Below are 17,943 nucleotides of genomic sequence, written 5' to 3' on the forward strand. Positions count from 1 at the left end.
TTCCAAATCGAAAATCTAAAATTCTTCAATCCTTCAATTACTCAATCTAAAATCTAAAATCTAAAATCTAAAATCGAATGACTGCACTGCCCATATGTTCGTTAATTATCGTCAACTATAACGGTCTGCGCCACACGAAAGATTGCTTAAAATCTCTACAAAAACTTGCGTATCCCGAACAGCAACTAGATTTAATTGTAATTGATAATTGCTCTAAAGACGATTCCGTTAATTCCCTGCGCGAACTCTTTCCCAAAGTTCGGGTTTTTGTCAATACTGCCAACAACTTTGCGAAAGCCCTCAACCTCGGCATCAGCGAAGCAAAAGGGCAATATATCGGCTTTCTAAATAACGATGCTACCCTTGACAGTCGCTGGTTAGAGATTCTTGTAAAACGGCTAGAAACTAATAAAGAATTAGGTGCGGCTAGCGGCAAATTGTTGTTTAAAGACGGGCGAATTAACAGCGCTGGTATTCAGCAATTACCTAATTTTTATTGGCAAGATGTCGGCTTTGGCGAAAAAGATGCGGGACAGTACGATACAGAACGGGAAGTCGAAGGGCTTTGTTGGGCGGCGGTGCTTTTCCGCAGGAAATGTCTCGAAGATGTGGGGCCGATAGATGAAGATTTTGTGATGTATTTTGAGGATGTAGAGTTTGCAAAACGCTGCCACAAACGCGGTTGGAAAATGCTTTATACTCCCGCCGCTATCGCCCATCACGAATATAGAGGTTCGAGTAAAGGCAGCAAACTTACCGAGTATTTCTGCAACCGCAATCGGTTTTTGTATTTGGCAAAACATGAACCTTTGCAATTAGTCAAAGGAATTCATACTTCGGATTTTTTCACTAACAAGCAGTACGATTTGCTGTTCGAGAGTTTGTTTGTAGCGATTAAAAAGCTGCTTGATTATCAGAAACCAGAAATCATTGAAACTGTATTGCCGCAGTTGTCGGAAAAGTTGGCGGTGATTTACAGTCGCCTGAAGATCGATCGCATTTTGTCTCGATTGCAGGTGGTTCGGGGGGATCGCAAAATGTCGATCGCCATTTACGATCACGGACTGCATTTTATTGGTGGCGGCCAAAAATACGTGGCTACCCTCGCCTCGCTGCTACAAAATGAATTTGACATTACTTTTATCGCCAACAAACCAGTTGCTGTTTCCGACTTAGAATCCTGGTACGGACTCAACCTTTCAGGATGCAAAATTAAAATTATGCCCTTGGCGTTTTACGAGAAACGCGGAATGCAGTGCATCGATTCCAGCATCATCGTGGAAGATATGGAAAATCCCTTTGATGAAATTGCCAGAGAAAGCAAAAACTACGATATTTTTATCAATGCGAACCAACTGGAAAAAGTAAAACCACTGTCGCCGATCTCAGTATTTTTCTGCCACTTTCCCAATACCTTCCGCAACCGTCACTTTGCTGTTGATGATTACACTTTCATTATTGCCAACAGTCAGTTTACCGTCAAGTGGTTGGAGAAACGCTGGAACCTACAGCCCACTTTTCTGCTTTATCCGCCCGTGGAAATGGCAACAGTTAAAGTGCCGAAAGAAAACATCATTTTAGCTGTGGGACAGTTTGAAGCTGGGGGAACAAAAAAGCAAATTGAACTAATTAAAGCTTTCCGTAGTTTGCTAGCAGATTATCCCGAAGATTTTCAAGGATGGCGACTAATTTTGGTTGGCAGCAGCATTCCGAAAAATCCTTATTTAAAGACTGTTCAGAATTTATTGAAGCAAGATTCAAGGGCGATCGAGCTAAAAGTCAATGTTGACTTCGATGAGGTAAAATCGCTTTATGCTAGAGCAAGCATATTTTGGCACGGCTGCGGTTTGGGTGAAGTCAATCCTCAAAGATTTGAGCATTTCGGGATGGCGACTGTGGAAGCAATGCACAACAGTTGTGCTCCGATTGTTTTCAACGGCGGTGGCCAACCGGAAATTGTGGAACATGGGCGATCGGGCTTTGTGTTCAATACCATTGAGGAACTTTGTCAGCATTCACATCAACTAATTGTTAATCCTGATTTGCTAGCAGAACTTCAAGCTGGTGCACAGCAACGCAGTCAGAACTTTAGACTTTCACATTTTGAAAAAAAAGTCAATAGTTTTTTTGATATTATTCATCAAGAGTATGCTACAATTCGGCTGCCAAATCCTGCCGATATAGCTCAAATGCTCGATCGAACTTAAAGGCTAATTCAAGCGTGTCTAACCCACTTTTAATCAATTTATCCTTCTTAAGTCCTGAACCAACGGGAATCGGAACTTATGCAGCTAATCTTTTCCCGCAACTGCAAAAGCTAAAACCAACATTACTGACTTCCCAGCAAATTAACCATTATACTTGCCACCAAATTCCCGAAAGTCTGACACCGAATCGCGGCCCGAAAGGACAAATTAACAGGCTGCTGTGGACTCAATTTGACTTACCTAAAATTTACAAAAAATTGCAGTCAAGCCTGATATTTTCCCCTATTCCCGAAGCACCTTTGTATTCCGGCTGTCGCTACATTGTCACAGTTCACGATTTAATTCCTTTGCGATTTCCCCGACGGTTTTCTCGATTAACAGCTTATTTTCGCTACTACATACCGCAGGTTTTGCGGCAAGCAGAACACATTATTTGCGATTCTCAAGCAACAGCGGCAGATGTTACTAACTTTTTCCAAATTCTTCCTAAAAAGATGACCGCCATTCCCCTAGCTTGCGATAATATTAATTTTAGATATCTCGACTTGCCAACCAAAAATTATTTTCTTTATACGGGTAGACACGATCTTTACAAAAACTTGGAGAGATTAATTGCTGCATTTGCGAGTTTGCCCGATCGCACAAACTACGAATTGTGGCTAGCAGGGCCTCCCAATGCCTACACACCGCAGTTGACAGCACAAGTGGAACAATTAGGTTTACAATCTTTGGTAAAGTTTCTCGGTTACGTTCCCTATTCTCAATTGCCCGTATTGATGAATCAGGCGATCGCCCTAGTTTTTCCTACACTGTGGGAAGGATTCGGCTTGCCAATTTTAGAAGCAATGGCTTGCGGCACACCCGTCATCACATCCAACCTGTCATCAATGCCAGAAGTAGCCGGAGATGCCGCATTATTAGTCAATCCTTACAGCGTCGGAGAAATAGCCGAAGCCATGCAAACACTAGCAACAGATTCAAAAGTGCGATCGAACTTAAAAACTGCTAGTTTAGCCAGATCATCTCAATTTAGCTGGCACAAAACCGGAACAGCAACCGCCAACATCTTACAACAATATCTTTAAATCTTCCCTCTCTTCCTTTCTCCTCTCTGCGTCCTCTGCGCCCTCTGCGGTTAAAAAAATCCCACCAAAAACCGCAATCTACATATTATCCCATGCCCAATCCCCAATCTAACTTACTAATCAACCTTTCCTTCCTAATTTCCAAACCAACCGGCTTAGCCATCTACGCCAAAAACCTATTTCCCCATCTAAAATCCCTCAATCCAACATTACTAACAGCCGAAAAATTCCCCAATAGTAATTGCTACCAAATCCCCCCAAACCTCACACCAGAACAAGGAACCAAAGGACACATCAACCGATTGCTGTGGACACAAACCCAACTCCCCAAAATTTACAAACAGCTAAAATCAAACCTGTTATTTTCCCCAATTCCCGAAGCTCCTTTATTTGCAGGTTGCCGCTATATAATTACAGTACATGACTTGATAGCGCTGCGATTTCCCCGCCGCTTCGATCCTCTGACGCCTTACCACCGCTATTACATTCCCCAAGTGCTGCGGCAGGCTGAACACATCATTTGCGACTCGGAAGCAACTGCTAAAGATATCAATAATTTTTGCAATATTCCTACTAATTTAATTACGCCAATTTTCCCCGGATATGATACCAGTTTTTTCCGTTTTTTAGACTTGCCAACAAGCAATTATTTTCTTTATATCGGTCGCCACAATCCTTATAAAAACGTGCAGCGAGTTGTAGCAGCCTTTGCTGCTTTGCATCATAATTCCGAATACGAATTGTGGATAGCAGGTTCGGAAGACAAACGCTATACGCCGCTGCTGAAGGCACAGGTTCAAGAATTGGGATTGGTCGATCAAGTAAAATTCTTAGATTACATTCCCGCAGCCGACTTGCTCAAAGTCATCAACCAAGCGATCGCCCTGGTTTTCCCCAGTCTTTGGGAAGGATTCGGCCTCCCCGTGCTCGAAGCAATGGCCTGCGGCACTCCTGTCATCACCTCTAACCTGTCTTCAATGCCCGAAGTGGCGGGGGACGGCGCCTTATTAGTCAACCCCTACAGCGTCGAGGAAATTGCTTCTGCTATGCAAGAGCTTGCAGTCGATGCCAAAGTTCGATCGCACTTGCGGGAGCTCGGTTTAGCCAGAGCAAAACAATTTAGCTGGGAAAAAACAGGCTTGGAAACTGCTGCTATTCTCGATCGATATCTTTAACGAAGGAAGTTCGGCAACGGATTTGGTAACGGATGTAAGGGATGTAACGGATGTTGAGAAGAAGGAAGAGGGAAGAGGGAAGAGGGAAAAGGGAAGAAGTCAGTAGGCCGATTTAATGACCAATGCCCCATGCGCCATGCCCAATTCCCAATTCCCAATTCCCAATTCCCCCTCCCCCTGACAGCCTGAGTTAGGGACTGTAGACCCCTTTTACTTATTGATACCCAACTGATCGCCGCGCTTGTACTGCTGATAAGCAGCAAAAAACAGCCCCGCCAGAGTAACAAAGATTAGACCCAGAACAATACCTGAAAGTAGCGGTTCTACCATGAGAGCTCCTCAACGTTAAGATTTAACAACCTATTTTTAATATTACCAGCACTTACACAGATGAATTTTCCGAAAAACCCCCTTCCGGGAGTATTAGATCTTGCTCTCCCCGCTGCGAACGATTAAGCTATGTTATGAGAAATAAATTTTCTTGTAGATACTATTTTTAATTGAACTCCTTTGAATAACCAACTTGCCAGGAATGAAATTAAAAACCCGATCGAGCGACTTGCCATATTTGTGCTAGCGGTGTTGCTTGCCATCATGTTGGCAATTATCACAATACGTCAATTTCAAGTCGCCGATCCTTACGTAAAAAGCGTATTATCCCTCACGGGCAACCCGTTTCAGGGTTCCGCCATCTTTCAAATGAACTGTGCGGGGTGTCACATATCCGTTTCAGACACTCAAGTCGGGCCCAACTTGCACGGAGTGTCCGAGCGCAAATCTGAATTCGATCTGATCCGGCAAGTCACCAGCGGGCAAACCCCACCAATGCCCCAGTTTCAACCGAGTCCGCAAGAAATGGCCGACTTGCTGAAGTATCTCGAACAAATTTGACAAAAGAAGGGGAACGGAATTCGTTCCCCTTCTTTGGCAGAGCCTCGAAACCCATGCTTCGAGGCTCTGCTTTCGGGTAGTCCCTCTGTTGGGACGAGAGGCAATTGTAGGATCGGTTGCAACTGCCGAGTTTTATGTGGGGACTAAACCAGCAAGTTAAAACTCTGAGCCGATAACTGGCTCGGCTGTACGCCCCTCAGTATAGCCAAAATCTGGTCGCTGTTGGCGATTCCGATCGCCGTCGAGCCATTAGTTTCGGTCAATGACAGTTGATTGAAGTCCAAGCCTCCCACCAACCCGATCGAATCAACTCCTGCGGTGAAGTTGAAAATCGTGTCAATTCCTCCGCCCGCTGACAAGACAAAGCCATTACTGCCACTGCCGCCGACGAGGGTATCGCTGCCAATGCCGCCAAAGAGCAAGTCATCGCCGGTGTCAGCAAAAAGCAAATCATCGCCGCTGCCGCCAATTAAGGTATTGTTACCCTCGCCGCCGCAGAGAGTGTCATTGCCTTGATCGCCAAATAGCACGTCGTCGCCCGCGCCTCCCAAAATTACGTCATCGGCTTTGCCCCCGTACAATATGTCATTGCCTTCGTCGCCAGAAAGAGAGTCGTTGCCACGATTGCCATAAATCGTATCGTTACCGCGATCGCCAAAAATCAGGTCAAACCCTTTGCCACCAAAGAGAGTATCGTTATCGATGCCTCCGTAGATAGTATCGTTGGCTATATTGCCATTGATATAGTCACCGCCCCCTCGACCAAAGATCAAATCGTTGCCACCCAACCCGAAGATAGAGTCACTGCCGACACTACCCACGATCGTATCGTCGCCGTTAGGGCCGTTGCTCACACCCGCTGAAGGAGTGCCGGGCTGATTGGGAGTAGCGATCCTGGGGAAGTTCTCAGGGCAAACCAAATCTGTCGTTACAGGTGCAGGTGTCGGCGTCGTTACAGGTGCAGGTGTCGGCGTCGTTACAGGTGCAGGCGTCGGCGTCGTTACAGGTGCAGGTGTCGGCGTCGTTACAGGTGCAGGCGTCGGCGTCGTTACAGGTGCAGGCGTCGGCGTCGTTACAGGTGCAGGCGTCGGCGTCGGTGTAGGTGGCAGTGGCGGCGTCGGAGTCGGTTCAGGTGTCGGCGTCGGCGTCGGCGCTGGGAAGTTGCCGAAGTTGATGCCGCTGACAATAGCGCCTGAAGTTAGGGTGATGTCGGCGGGTTCGGGTGTGCTTTGGGTGAACCCAGGTTGGTTGACTTCCCTGACGCGGTAGGTTCCCGGCGTTAGGTTCGCGAACAGGTAGTTGCCGCTGTTGTCTGTGGTAGTGGTAACAGGAGCAGGAGCAGTTCCAGCTACAACATTGGTTAACTGAATTTGGAAATTGGGTAAACCCGGTTCTCCAGCATCCTGAGTGGCATTGTTGTTGGTATCTTGGAACTTCAGACCTCGGATCGCCCCCGGTTGGGGCAGGAAGTTGCCGAAGTCAATGCCTGTGATGTTATCAGAGGGATTAACCGTAACGGGGGCGGGGTTGGGGGTCGTCTGCGTCCAGCCATTTTGCTGGACTTCCCTTACCTGGTAAGTACCTGCGGGTATATCTCGGAGAGTGTAGTTGCCCGCTGCATCAGTGATGGTAGTGGGTTCGCCCTGCTGAAAGATGCCATCGGGATTGATACTGTCGAGGAATATTTGCCAGTTACCTAGCCCCAATTCTCCGGCATCCTTAAGGCCGTTGTTGTTGAGGTCATTGAATTTTTGACCGCTAATAGTGCTCGACTGGAAGTTGCCGAAGTTGATATTAGCGATGTCTTGACCGCTGGTGACAGTGATGTCATCCGGGTTGGGGGTAGTTTGCGTCCAAGTAGGTTGCAAGACTTCCCGCACCTTGTAGGTTCCGGCTGACAAATCGAGGAATTTGTAGGTGCCTGCGGCATCGGTAATGGTGTTCGGTTCCCCGGTGTCGAGAGTGCCGTTATCGTTGGTATCGAGGAAGAATTGCCAGTTGGCAAGCCCTAGTTCCCCGGTATCTTGTAGCCGGTTGTTGTTGAGGTCATTGAACTTCAGACCGCTGATGCTATTGGGCTTGAAGTTGCCGAAGTTGTTATTTTGGGAGTCGGTACCGCTAGTGACGGCGATCGTAAACGCGCCGGGAAGAGTAGGCGTAGCTGCATTGACCGGGGGTACAGTTTGCGTCCAGCCTGTTTGTGGCACTTCCCGCACTGTATAAGTGCCGGCGGGCAAGTTGGTGAACTGGTACTTACCGGCGACATCGGTGACGGCGGCGTTAGTGCCTGTTTCGGCTGCTACTGCGTCTTGGACGCCGTTGTTGTTGGCATCTAGGTAGATTGTCCAGCCTCCTAGGGGTTCTTCTGCTGGCGCTTCTTGGATGCCATTTTTGTTGAGATCGTTAAATTTAATCCCGCTGATTTTGCCCAACTGGAAGTTGCCGAAGTCTTGAGCCGTAATGTTTGTGCCACTGACTGGGTTAATTGGATAAAAAGTCGGGCCGGCGGTTTGTGAGAAACCAGTCGGTACGTCTTCTCTCACGAAGTGCCTACCGGAGCCGACGTTGGCAAAGCTATATGTCCCAGCAGCCGCTGGCGCTGTCCCGGTAACTTGAGAGGCAATTTCCGCATCACCGCTATCTAAAGTGCTGTTATCGTTAGTATCCTTAAACAAGCGAACGGTAGTGCCGTTGAGGGGGGTGTCGTCAGCAGAGAAGCCGTTGCCTGTGAGGTCGGTGAATTTGGTGCCGCTAACGGTGATGTTTTGGAAAACGCCGAAGTTTTGACCGGTGACGGGAGTACCGCTTTGGGCACTAACGAGAATTGCGGCAGCGGGGAAAGAGATGCTGGAGTTGGCTGGGGCAGTGGCTTGTATCAGGTAATTGCCGGGGCCTATCTCCGAGAATGTGTAATCTCCTGCTCCTGCAGTGGTTTGTGCAGTTCCGACAACAGTATCTGTGCCGACTTCTAGCGTGTTGTTGTTGTTGGTGTCTTTGTATAAGTTAACGGTGATGCCGTTTAATACGGTGTCATCGGGCGTGAAGCCGTTGCCCGCGAGATCGGTGTAGGTCTTGCCTGCGATCGATGTCAGTTGGAAGTTGCCGAAGTCTCTGCCCGTAGCGTCAGCAACACCTGTGCTGTAGGGAGTTGCGCCTGTAGCGGGGAGAGTTTGCTGCCAACCTGTTACTGCGACTTCCTTAATCGGGCTGTTAGTCTTGGTGTCGGGGAGGGTGTAGGTACCGCCTATGGCGACGGTAGCCTGCTTTTCAGTGGCGTCCGGCACATTGTTGTTGTTGTCATCTACATAAATAACAAAGTTTTGCGCTGGAGTTGTGGCTGTGGCATCAGTCCCGTCTTTAGTGCCATTGCCGTTGCTGTCGTTAAATTTCTGACCCGTGACAGTGGGGCCGTATTCGTAAGCACCGATGTCAACAGCGCCGTTGACCGTGCGGGCATAGGCCTGACCGAATTGAGTACCCCGCTGGTCTGCAGTGAGGGCATTGGCAGTACCGGCATTGATAACGCCTCCTGCGCCTACGGGGGCAGTGCTGAGTAAGGCGTGAGTCTGGGTAAGACCGCCGTTATTTTGCAGGGGGCCGAGCCAAGGTACGGCGACGCCTGTGCCGATGAAGCTCGTGTTGTTGGTGAAGATTCCAGCAACTTCGGCGGCACTGGCTGGGACGGTATTGTTAACAACGAGGGTGTTGTTGAGGGTGAGAGTTCCGGCGTTGTTGAAAATTCCGCCGCCGTTATTGCTGGCATTCAGCAAAGGGGGGACGACAACTGCGGGGTCACTGGCGATCGTAGTGTTAGTCAAGGTGGCAGTACCAGTCTGTACAAAAATTGCACCGCCTAATCCTTGACCCGCAACACCGTCACCGCCACCAAGGCCTCCCGTTGCTCTGCTGCTGCTAAAAGTGCTGTTGCTCACGTTTAGAGTGCCGGTGTTGACAAAAATCGCGCCTCCCAGACCGGCCCCACCGCCACCGCCTGTGGTACCGCCATTGCCGCCGAAGCCGCCGCCGATACCACCGGTGCTGCCGGCACCGCCGCCACCGCCAAAGGTACCGCCATTACCGCCGATGCCGTTAATGCCGGTGGCGACGCCGAGACCTCCTGCACCGCCGCCGCCACCAAACTCTCCACCTGCACCGCCTGCACCGCCTGCACCGTTGGTCGCACCGCCGGCACCACCTGCACCGCCACCTGCACCTCGCCCGCCGCCGGGACCGCCTTGACCGCCGGTTCCGCCTGTGCCCCCAACAGGAGCAGCGCCGCCTGCACCGCCTGTGCCACCGGGAGCGCCGATGCCGCCGGTTCCGCCTGTGCCCCCAATGCCTGTAGCAAAGGTGGTACTCCCGCCCGCGCCGCCGGCGCCACCTGTATTTCCGACGGGAGCTGCACCGCCTGCAGCGCCTGTGGTGGGAGGAGTGCCGGGGCCACCGGGGCCTCCTGTGCCTACACCTGGGGTAAAGATGCTAATTAGGTCGCTGTTGCCACCGGCACCGCCGATCCCGGCAGCGCCGGCACCGCCGATCGCCCGGTTGTTGGCAAAGGTAACGCTGTCAATGGTGACTGTACCGCTGTTGATAAATAGCGCACCGCCTAATCCCGCAGCACCACCGCCACCGCCGCCTGCAGTGGCTGAACCGCCCTGTGTCTGTCCATTTTGAATGGTGAGGTTGGAGATGCTGACTGTACCGCCATCTACAACGAAGCCCCGCTTATTGTTGAGATCTAGGATAAAACCGCCACCAGTAAAGGTGATGGGGGTGGAAATTCTGGGCAGAAATTCTGTGGCGGTTAAGGTGATGTTCCCGGTGATGTCGATCTGGTTAAAATTGGGATCGGCGTTAGCTTCATTTATCTTAGTGAGCAGTTCCCCAAATGTGGCGACTAAAACTGCGCTGTAAGCTTCCCTCGCCTCTGCCGAAAATGCCAAAGGTGTTTCTATTTTGCCTGTAGTCACTTCCAGCACCCAGTCTCCACCCAGTGCCGCACTGCCGGTCAAGTTATGGGAAGCGGCAATATTTGCTCCCGTGAGCTGGCTCAGCCTTTCCACGAAGGCGACACCTGCTTCTGTGGCGGCGACGTTGCAACCGTAAAGCAGAATTTCGGGTTTAGCTGTAATTGGAGAGTTAGAGTTTGCCTCAGTTGTTGGCAAAGCAAACCATGTTTCTAAATAATTGCGGTAGGTTTCAATGTTGCTGAGATTAAGTTCTGTACCCCCCAGTTGCAAGCTGGCTGCTGCGCCGTGAGACAAAATGTGGACGGCTGCAATGTTTTGCCGCTGTTTAAGTGTTTCGGCGATTTGCTCGATGCCGTCGCGATCGGCATTCAGAATAACAATTTCTGTATCGGGATTGACCGTTTCTGTTAAACTTTCGCAATCTTTAACTTGTGAATCTGCAAAAACTATCTGGTGTTTCCGTTCTTTATAGAGTTCCACGTTTAAATTCTCCTGGTACACGCACACATCAAATTCATATCACAAACCAACCGCAGCAGCGATCGATCTTTTTCCAGCGCGAATGAGAGTCGTTGGCGAAGCCCTCGAAGAGGATCGCCCCTAACTTTCACCTAAATTGAATATTGACAAAAACCTTTTTCTATGCTCCCCTGCCCTAACTGAGTTAGTTTGATTGTTGAGAAGTCTTAAAGGGGGATATTGTTCCGGCTGTTACAACAATTTTGGAAAAGACTTGCGCTGTTTATTGATACACCTGAGATGGAGAAAACACCAGATTTTATAAAAATTGTCAATCCAATAGTTAGCTGATGACGATCAATATTGGTTAATCAAGAGTCATCAGTCACGATTATTAGCTGTAAGCTAGTATTATTTGGTAGTTGTTTGCTGCTTAATTATCGGTATGTGCGATCCTCTTCGAGGGCTTCGCTAATGACCAACCGCCATCAAATTTGTTTGTAGTGAGGAATGCAAGTCCTGTGAGTTTTATGAAGACTGGCATTCCTCACTACAAAAGTTAGAACAGTTATTTTACAAAAATAGATAGGACTGATAAATCCTGACTCATGACTAATATTTATGGACACTATTATTATACTCAATAGGTCGGGAAGAGGAAAGAAAATTTGGCGTGACCGTCCAGAATATTAACTCCTCTTCCATTTGGGGCATCCAAGGCTCACTAATTACCAAGTTTCTTCATCGGGATGATTGGAATTGCTCCAGATTTCCACATCTAAATCATTGAGATAAATCAGAGCCGTTTCAATCTGTTTACTTGTACCGTTAAGTTCTAAGTCAAACCAACCATCATCTAAAGTTTTAACACCCAACAAAGCGGCATTAAAATTCACCGTCAAACCGTATTCAGAAATCAGGTTAGAGATCACAGGTTCCTGATGGTATTCTTTAGGAACACGAATGCGAATGCGGGTTTGAGTTGGTCTGCTGTCACCACTATCAGAGTGGGGAATATCTGATTCGTGGGTTCTGTGAAAATCGCCGATCGCCTCAAATTCCGATTCGCTAGTATTGTTAGCTAACATTTGGGACTCCTAATTTTTGTTTCAGTTTACACTTTGCACCAATATCTTGTAGAATGGGTCGCTGTGAGATTTTCGAGCTTCCAACCAGATTGTCGATAGCGCCGCATTTTACTAATGACTCGTTTGAGGGATGATGTTCCCAGCGCGCACCCTAATGACTAATGACTAATGACTAATGACTAATGACTAATGACTATTCTGCAACTTCTTTGATCCTAGTTTTTCGTTCTAAAATCTCCTTAAGCACGAGGGTAACAACTGCTAAAAGACCGAGAACTACCGCCGCCGAAAATGCGGCTTGCGTCGCGTACTGCTTGTAAGCATCCTCTACAAACAAAGGCAAAGTTTGCGTTTTTTTAGCAATATTTCCCGACACCACAGAGACGGCTCCAAATTCTCCCATTGCTCTAGCATTGGTCAAAATTACTCCGTAAAGCAATCCCCAGCGAATACTCGGAAGCGTGACATTCCAGAAAATTTGCCAGTCATTTGCTCCCAAAGTTTTCGCCGCCTCTTCTTGATCAGTTCCCACTTCTTCCAAAACAGGAATCACTTCGCGCGCCACAAAAGGCAAGGTAACAAAGGCAGTAGCTAGCACCATTCCAGGGAAGGCAAAAATAACCCTGATATTGGCCGCCTCCAGCCATGGCCCGAACCATCCCACTCGACCGTAAAGCAGTACAATCATTAAACCTGCAACTACGGGAGAGATGGCAAAAGGCACGTCTAAAAGGCTGATTAATAGCGTGCGGCCCCGAAATTTATTGCGACCAATTACCCAGGCTGCACACAAACCGAATACTGTATTTATAGGCACAACTATCAGAGAAATTACCAGGGTAAGTTGCGCTGCGTGCAGAAAATCCGGCGAAGTTAAGTTAGACAAAAATGGCTCAAATCCCTTTCTGAAAGCTTGATAAAAAACGTTGAGAGTGGGGATAAATAAGACCAGAGCGAGATAGCCGATCGCAATTCCGATCAAAGTTGGTTTTACCCAAGCTTTTTCCTGACTCCGGCTAGAACCACTGGGCGGAAATTTGTAACCAGCGGGTGAATTGATATTAGCCGTCATAGCGTCTTCTCCATGCTTGTAATAGATTTATGGCGAACAGCATTGCCAGGGAAATAGCTAACATGAAAGTGCCAATAACTGTTGCTCCTGCATAGTCGTACTGTTCCAACCTTTGGAAAATTAAAACTGGCGCGATCAAATCTTTGAACGGTATGTTAGAAGCTACAATTACAGTAGATCCGTACTCGCCAACCGCTCGCGAAAAGCCAAGTGCTACTCCGGTCAAAATAGACGGAAATAGTGGCGGCAAAACTACTCGCCAGAAGGTTTCAAATTGAGAAGCCCCTAAGCACCAAGCTGCTTCTTCGATATCTTTTTCCATTTCGTTTAAAACTGGCTGTACGGTTCTAACGATAAATGGCAAAGAAATAAATATCATCGCTATACCTACGCCCAATCGAGTAAACGATATCTTGATTCCCAAAGGTGCAAAAAGCGAACCAATCCAGCCGTTATCGCTGTAAACAGTGGCGAGAGTTAAACCTGCGACCGAGGTGGGCAGTGCAAAAGGCAAATCGACGATTGCATCGACAATCCGTTTTAAGGGAAAGTCGTAGCGGACTAATACCCAGGCAATTAATGTGCCGAATACTCCGTTAATTAATGCTGCAATTAATGCCGTAAAGAAGGTGACATCGTAGGCGGAAAGGGCGATCGGACTGGTGGCAATTGCCCAAAATTCGGCGGGGTTGGCTGTGCTGGCTTTCAGCAGCATTGCTGCAACTGGGAGCAATAGCATTAAGCTGAGGTAGCCTAGGGTGATTCCCCAAGGTAATGTGATTTTGCCGATCGCCCTTTTGATATTTTCGATCGGAGATTGAGGGTTACTGATTGCAGATGATTCAGCCATAAGTCAATAGTTTTGAGTTGGAAAGAATAATTGCGCTCCGGGGCGGGTTTTACCAAAAATAATTGCCTAAAACCAATCATCTCGTAAACCCCCCCGGCCACTACTGTCTAATTGAACCTTGGATTTTGTCAAAAACAGCTCCATCATCGAAGAATTTCTTCTGAATATCTCCCCAACCTCCTAAGTCTTGAGCTGTAAATAGGGTTTTGATGGGGGCATATTTTTGGACAAATTCTGGTTCCGCCGCTACTGTCGCATCTACTGGGCGGAAGCCTACTTTGGCAAATTCTCGCTGAGCTTCTGGGGTATACAGAAATTTGACAAATGCTTCGGCGACTTCGCGAGTACCGTGTTTATCAACGTTTTTATCGACAATGGCAATCGGATTGTCGATCGAAACATTGACTTCGGGAATAGTATAAGTCGGTTTTTCGCCTTTCTCACCGGCCAGAAGAATCTCGTTTTCGTAGTTAATTAAGGCGTCACCTTGGCCTTGTTTGAAAAATACGTCGGTGGCTTCGCGGGCGTCTTTAGTCAGAATCGGGACGTTTTTGTAGACTTTGCTAGTAAAGTCTAATGCTTTCGTTTCGTCTCCTCCGGTTTTAACAACCGAACCCCAAAGTGCGAGGAAATTCCAGCGTGCAACGCCTGATGTTTTAGGATCGGCAGTAATCACTTTTACTCCGTCTTTGCTTAAATCTTCCCAGGTTTTGATGCCTTTGGGATTGCCTTCGCGGGTGACTATTGCTCCTACGGATTTGCTGACTATGCCTTCGTTAGGGACTTCTTTTTCCCACCCGGGCTCAATGAGTCCGGCTTTTTCGATTTTTGCGGTGTCGAGGGCGAGGGCTAGGTGTACGATGTCTGCTTCTAAACCGTCAATTACGGCCCGAGTTTGGGAACCGGAACCGCCGTAGCTTTGGTTGAAGGTGACGGTTTGGCCTTTTTCTTTTTGCCATTGTTCTACGAATTTGGGAATTATCGCTTCGTGGGCGGCTTTGGTGACGGCGAAGGATACTAGAGTTAATTCTACGTTGCCTTTGTTGGCTGCTGGGCTAGCACCGCCTGGAGTGGCTGCAGGATTGTTGGTGGTTCCCTGGCCGCAGGATGCAACGGCCAGACTTAAAGTTATTCCCACTAAAAATAGCGATACAAATCTTCTCATGGCAGTAAATGATTGATTTGTGCTGGCTGATCGCTGTTGCGGCCAGTAAAGGTGTTGAGTTAGGCGTTGCCACGGGCTCATTATATTTGTTCCTCTAGATAAACTACGGTTCTTGGGTAGGAATACCGTAATTATGGTTGTGAAGTACGATTATAGACAAGAGCGAGTCAAAAGGCAACAAAAAAAACAAATTGGGGGAACTCAGGGTCGATCGCATATCCTGAAGTCTTTTCCGTCGGTGCTTTGGATTCAGATTCGGGGTAAAATGTAAAGTGTATAAATACTCTTATTGAGTTAAGGTGCTAAGCTGGCGCGGCTGCACGATTCGCCTTATAGATAAGTAGTAGGACACAATTAATTACACAACACTCTTGGCTACAAGCCTTGTCTAGTAAAGAATCAGCAAAGAATCAGTGTGTAATTAATTCTGTTCAATTACTTACGTTGACCGATCGCCCAAATGTAGGGCTCATGCCAAGATCCCCCGCCCCATCGAGATATGCCTGAGCGAAAGCATCCAGGATACAAGCCCCCGGATTCATCCGTCCAGAAATAAAAAACCTGTATCCGATAAACTTGCCCCCGAATTTATCCGTGGGGTCAATGCTTCAATTCTTTAATCTAAAATCTAAAATCTAAAATCTAAAATCGATTGACTCGCGCGATCGCCCTTAAGTAAGAAAAAGTTTTAACTGGTATGCCCTTACCCCGCCCCGTCTCAGACACCCTAATTGAACTGTTGAAGCCTGTAGCCTCGGAATTGGGAGAAAGATTGGGAGCAAGCGCTGTCAACGAACGCTATGCAGAAATTGAGCCATCTGGTTCTTCAGCTTTGAACCAGCAAATCAAAAAAGACCCCCGCTGGATTAAAGCACAAGTGAGATATTTGCAGCGGCAGCAGGCCAGAGAACAAGAATTAATCGCGATCGCCGACGCAGAAGAAAGGGTAAAGGAAGAACGGGCTAATCGAATTAAGGCACAAGAAGTAAGAGATAAGCGGGCAATTAGCCGACTTTGCCGCGACTTAATGCGGGAGTTTCAATCAGAAGCAATTCGAGTTAAGCTGAGCGAAATTCAAACTATTTGGGACAGAGACAACTGGTTTTCTAATTTGAGCAGGCAGGAAACTGAACAGATTTTGCAGCAGCAGCAGCACCGATTGCTGCTGTTAGTTGCTCCCGCAAAAATTAGCCAAGATTGCCCCGATTCGTTTCGCCACAATCTGAATATCGAGCTGCCGGCTAAGTTAAGAGCTTTTTTGAACCAGCACTACCCCCCGCACGGAGAGTTGTGCCCGGTTCAGTTTTACGGAGACTATTTCAAAAAATCCATTTCTGATATTGATGTGGAGCGGTTGCAGACTGTGTTGTCTCCCGTACCGACAGCTATACTGTACAGCGATATCAGCGATTATGAAGTTAATTTTCATGTGGGTTTTTGGGGAGTCATCAATCAGAGCGTTTCTCTAGTGGCGATGCAGCCTTGGAATTGGGAAGAGGTTTATCATCAGTTGGAGGCGGAGGGGAAAGATCAAAAGCTGAGCCTGCGGATTATTCGGCAAATAATTGTGACTATTCACAAGTTATTGGCCGCTTTTTTAGCTGATTTGTATTATTTAAATATTGATTTTACTCACGAACCTCAGTTATTTAAATTAGAGGCGGAATTTGCTCATGAATGGTTTTCTAAAGATTGGGCCCAACCGTATATTGAAACTCTTAAAGAAATTCAAGAGCAGCAGCGAATAGTCTATAAGGGAGAGATGCGGCGGCTGGCGCTGCGAGAGGCAAAAGCTAAGGCGGAACGCCAGCGTTTGGAGGAGGCTGAACTCAAACGTAGAGAGGAAGCTGAGGCGGCAGCTAAGCGGGTGAAGGAATTAGCTCACAAATTAAAACATCAAAAATGGCGGTGTGTATATACGCTGCCGGGACATTCATCGTTTGTGAATTCTCTGGCGATTAGCCCTGACGGTAAAATTATGGCTAGCGGTAGTTGGGATAAAACTATTAAGATTTGGAATTTAGAAACAGCGGAATTAATTGGCAATCTGACGGGACATTCCGATCGCGTAAATTCGGTGGCTATTAGCTATGACGGAAAAATGTTGGTCAGCGGCAGTTCGGACGAAACAATTAAGTTTTGGAATTTACACAGTGGCGATTTGCTGTGTACTTTTCCAGGACATTCTATGGAGGTAAATTCGGTGGCAATTAACCCGAAGCGCCTGGTAATTGCTAGCTGCGGCGGGGCTGATAATACGATTAAGCTGTGGAATTTGCGGAGTGGTGAGTTGCTGCGGACTTTGAAGGGTCATTCTGACAATGTGAATGCGGTGGTTTTTAGCCCGGACGGTAAAATATTGGCGAGTGGCAGTTCGGATGCGACGAGTAAGGTTTGGGATGTGGAAAGTGGCAAGTTGCTGCGGACTCTTTCGGGGTTGAATGTTGGGGTGAATTCTGTGGCGATCGCCCCAGACGGTCAGGTTCTTGCTAGCGTCAGCAATGATTATACGATTAAGCTGCGGAATTTGCACACGGGCAGCTTGTTGCGGATTTTAAATACTAATTATGCGAAGGGAAAGGGTGTAGCCAATTTAGGAACGAATGAGGCGGTGCATATTTTGCAGAATTATGTGAGCCGAGGCGATTCGGTTGCTATCAGTGGGGACGGTTTGACTTTGGTTAGTGGCTGCGATGATAATACGATTAATATTTGGAATTTGCAGACGGGGGAGTTGTTGACCACTCTTAAAGGACATTCGGGTACGGTGTATTCGGTGGCGATCGCACCTTCGGGCAATTTGCTCGCCAGCGGCAGTGCGGATCAGACGATTAAGATTTGGCGCTGCGATTAGTTAATTGGCAGTGGGCTGTGGGCACCGGGCAGAGAATTCCGGTTTTGCCCTTACGGGGAGGGGTTTTGAGCGACTTTGAAAAAAAAGTTGGCTGGGGGGGTTGCGCTAATGACTATAAGTTTGCTAT

At 47.8% G+C, this 17,943-nt stretch carries 11 protein-coding genes; 5 read left to right on the forward strand and 6 right to left on the reverse strand.

The window, feature by feature from the left end:
* Positions 1-77 precede the first annotated feature (77 nt).
* From Q5691_RS08435 to Q5691_RS08445, 3 genes are all read left to right on the forward strand, one after another.
* Entirely contained in the window at positions 78-2,207 is a 2,130-nt protein-coding gene (locus tag Q5691_RS08435; protein WP_333210558.1) for a glycosyltransferase, read from the forward strand.
* A gap of 14 nt (positions 2,208-2,221) precedes the next feature.
* Entirely contained in the window at positions 2,222-3,292 is a 1,071-nt protein-coding gene (locus tag Q5691_RS08440) for a glycosyltransferase family 1 protein (RefSeq protein ID WP_333344453.1), read from the forward strand.
* Positions 3,293-3,384: 92 nt separating this feature from the next.
* Complete coding sequence (locus Q5691_RS08445) at positions 3,385-4,467, forward strand: glycosyltransferase family 1 protein (RefSeq protein ID WP_333344455.1); 1,083 nt, start codon at positions 3,385-3,387, stop codon at positions 4,465-4,467.
* Positions 4,468-4,677: 210 nt separating this feature from the next.
* Here Q5691_RS08445 and petG read toward each other — a convergent pair whose 3' ends face one another.
* Positions 4,678-4,797 (reverse strand): cytochrome b6-f complex subunit V, encoded by a 120-nt coding sequence (gene petG, locus Q5691_RS08450; protein WP_006632329.1) that lies wholly within the window; start codon positions 4,795-4,797, stop codon positions 4,678-4,680.
* Positions 4,798-4,977: 180 nt separating this feature from the next.
* Between petG and Q5691_RS08455 the strand changes: the two genes are divergently transcribed.
* Positions 4,978-5,358: a cytochrome c gene (locus Q5691_RS08455; protein WP_333210554.1), complete on the forward strand. Its 381-nt coding sequence runs from the start codon at positions 4,978-4,980 to the stop codon at positions 5,356-5,358.
* A gap of 143 nt (positions 5,359-5,501) precedes the next feature.
* Here Q5691_RS08455 and Q5691_RS08460 read toward each other — a convergent pair whose 3' ends face one another.
* From Q5691_RS08460 to Q5691_RS08480, 5 genes are all read right to left on the reverse strand, one after another.
* The gene (locus Q5691_RS08460) at positions 5,502-10,808 is read right to left on the reverse strand and encodes a DUF4347 domain-containing protein (protein ID WP_333344457.1); all 5,307 of its coding nucleotides are present in this window, start codon (positions 10,806-10,808) and stop codon (positions 5,502-5,504) included.
* Positions 10,809-11,515: 707 nt separating this feature from the next.
* Entirely contained in the window at positions 11,516-11,875 is a 360-nt protein-coding gene (locus Q5691_RS08465) for an NIL domain-containing protein (RefSeq protein ID WP_333210550.1), read from the reverse strand.
* Positions 11,876-12,068: 193 nt separating this feature from the next.
* Positions 12,069-12,947 (reverse strand): sulfate ABC transporter permease subunit CysW, encoded by an 879-nt coding sequence (gene cysW / locus Q5691_RS08470; RefSeq protein WP_333210548.1) that lies wholly within the window; start codon positions 12,945-12,947, stop codon positions 12,069-12,071.
* Complete coding sequence (gene cysT / locus Q5691_RS08475) at positions 12,937-13,797, reverse strand: sulfate ABC transporter permease subunit CysT (RefSeq protein WP_333310642.1); 861 nt, start codon at positions 13,795-13,797, stop codon at positions 12,937-12,939. The genes cysW and cysT overlap by 11 nt, the downstream gene beginning before the upstream one ends.
* A gap of 100 nt (positions 13,798-13,897) precedes the next feature.
* Positions 13,898-15,043 (reverse strand): sulfate ABC transporter substrate-binding protein, encoded by a 1,146-nt coding sequence (locus tag Q5691_RS08480; RefSeq protein WP_333210545.1) that lies wholly within the window; start codon positions 15,041-15,043, stop codon positions 13,898-13,900.
* Between the two features lie 616 nt (positions 15,044-15,659).
* Between Q5691_RS08480 and Q5691_RS08485 the strand changes: the two genes are divergently transcribed.
* On the forward strand, positions 15,660-17,816 hold the full coding sequence (locus Q5691_RS08485; protein WP_333344459.1) for a WD40 domain-containing protein: 2,157 nt from the start codon (positions 15,660-15,662) through the stop codon (positions 17,814-17,816).
* The last annotated feature ends 127 nt before the right edge of the window (positions 17,817-17,943 follow it).

Source organism: Microcoleus sp. w1-18aA5 (assembly GCF_036701705.1).
In the GTDB taxonomy this organism is placed as follows: Bacteria; Cyanobacteriota; Cyanobacteriia; order Cyanobacteriales; family Microcoleaceae; genus Microcoleus.

Coding starts and splice junctions, on each gene's coding strand:
- Q5691_RS08485 (WP_333344459.1), top strand. CDS start 15,660: ATGCCCTTACCCCGCCCCGTCTCAGACACCCTAATTGAACTGTTGAAG.
- Q5691_RS08465 (WP_333210550.1), bottom strand. CDS start 11,875: ATGTTAGCTAACAATACTAGCGAATCGGAATTTGAGGCGATCGGCGAT.
- Q5691_RS08480 (WP_333210545.1), bottom strand. CDS start 15,043: ATGAGCCCGTGGCAACGCCTAACTCAACACCTTTACTGGCCGCAACAG.
- Q5691_RS08445 (WP_333344455.1), top strand. CDS start 3,385: ATGCCCAATCCCCAATCTAACTTACTAATCAACCTTTCCTTCCTAATT.
- cysW (WP_333210548.1), bottom strand. CDS start 12,947: ATGACGGCTAATATCAATTCACCCGCTGGTTACAAATTTCCGCCCAGT.
- Q5691_RS08435 (WP_333210558.1), top strand. CDS start 78: ATGACTGCACTGCCCATATGTTCGTTAATTATCGTCAACTATAACGGT.
- cysT (WP_333310642.1), bottom strand. CDS start 13,797: ATGGCTGAATCATCTGCAATCAGTAACCCTCAATCTCCGATCGAAAAT.
- petG (WP_006632329.1), bottom strand. CDS start 4,797: ATGGTAGAACCGCTACTTTCAGGTATTGTTCTGGGTCTAATCTTTGTT.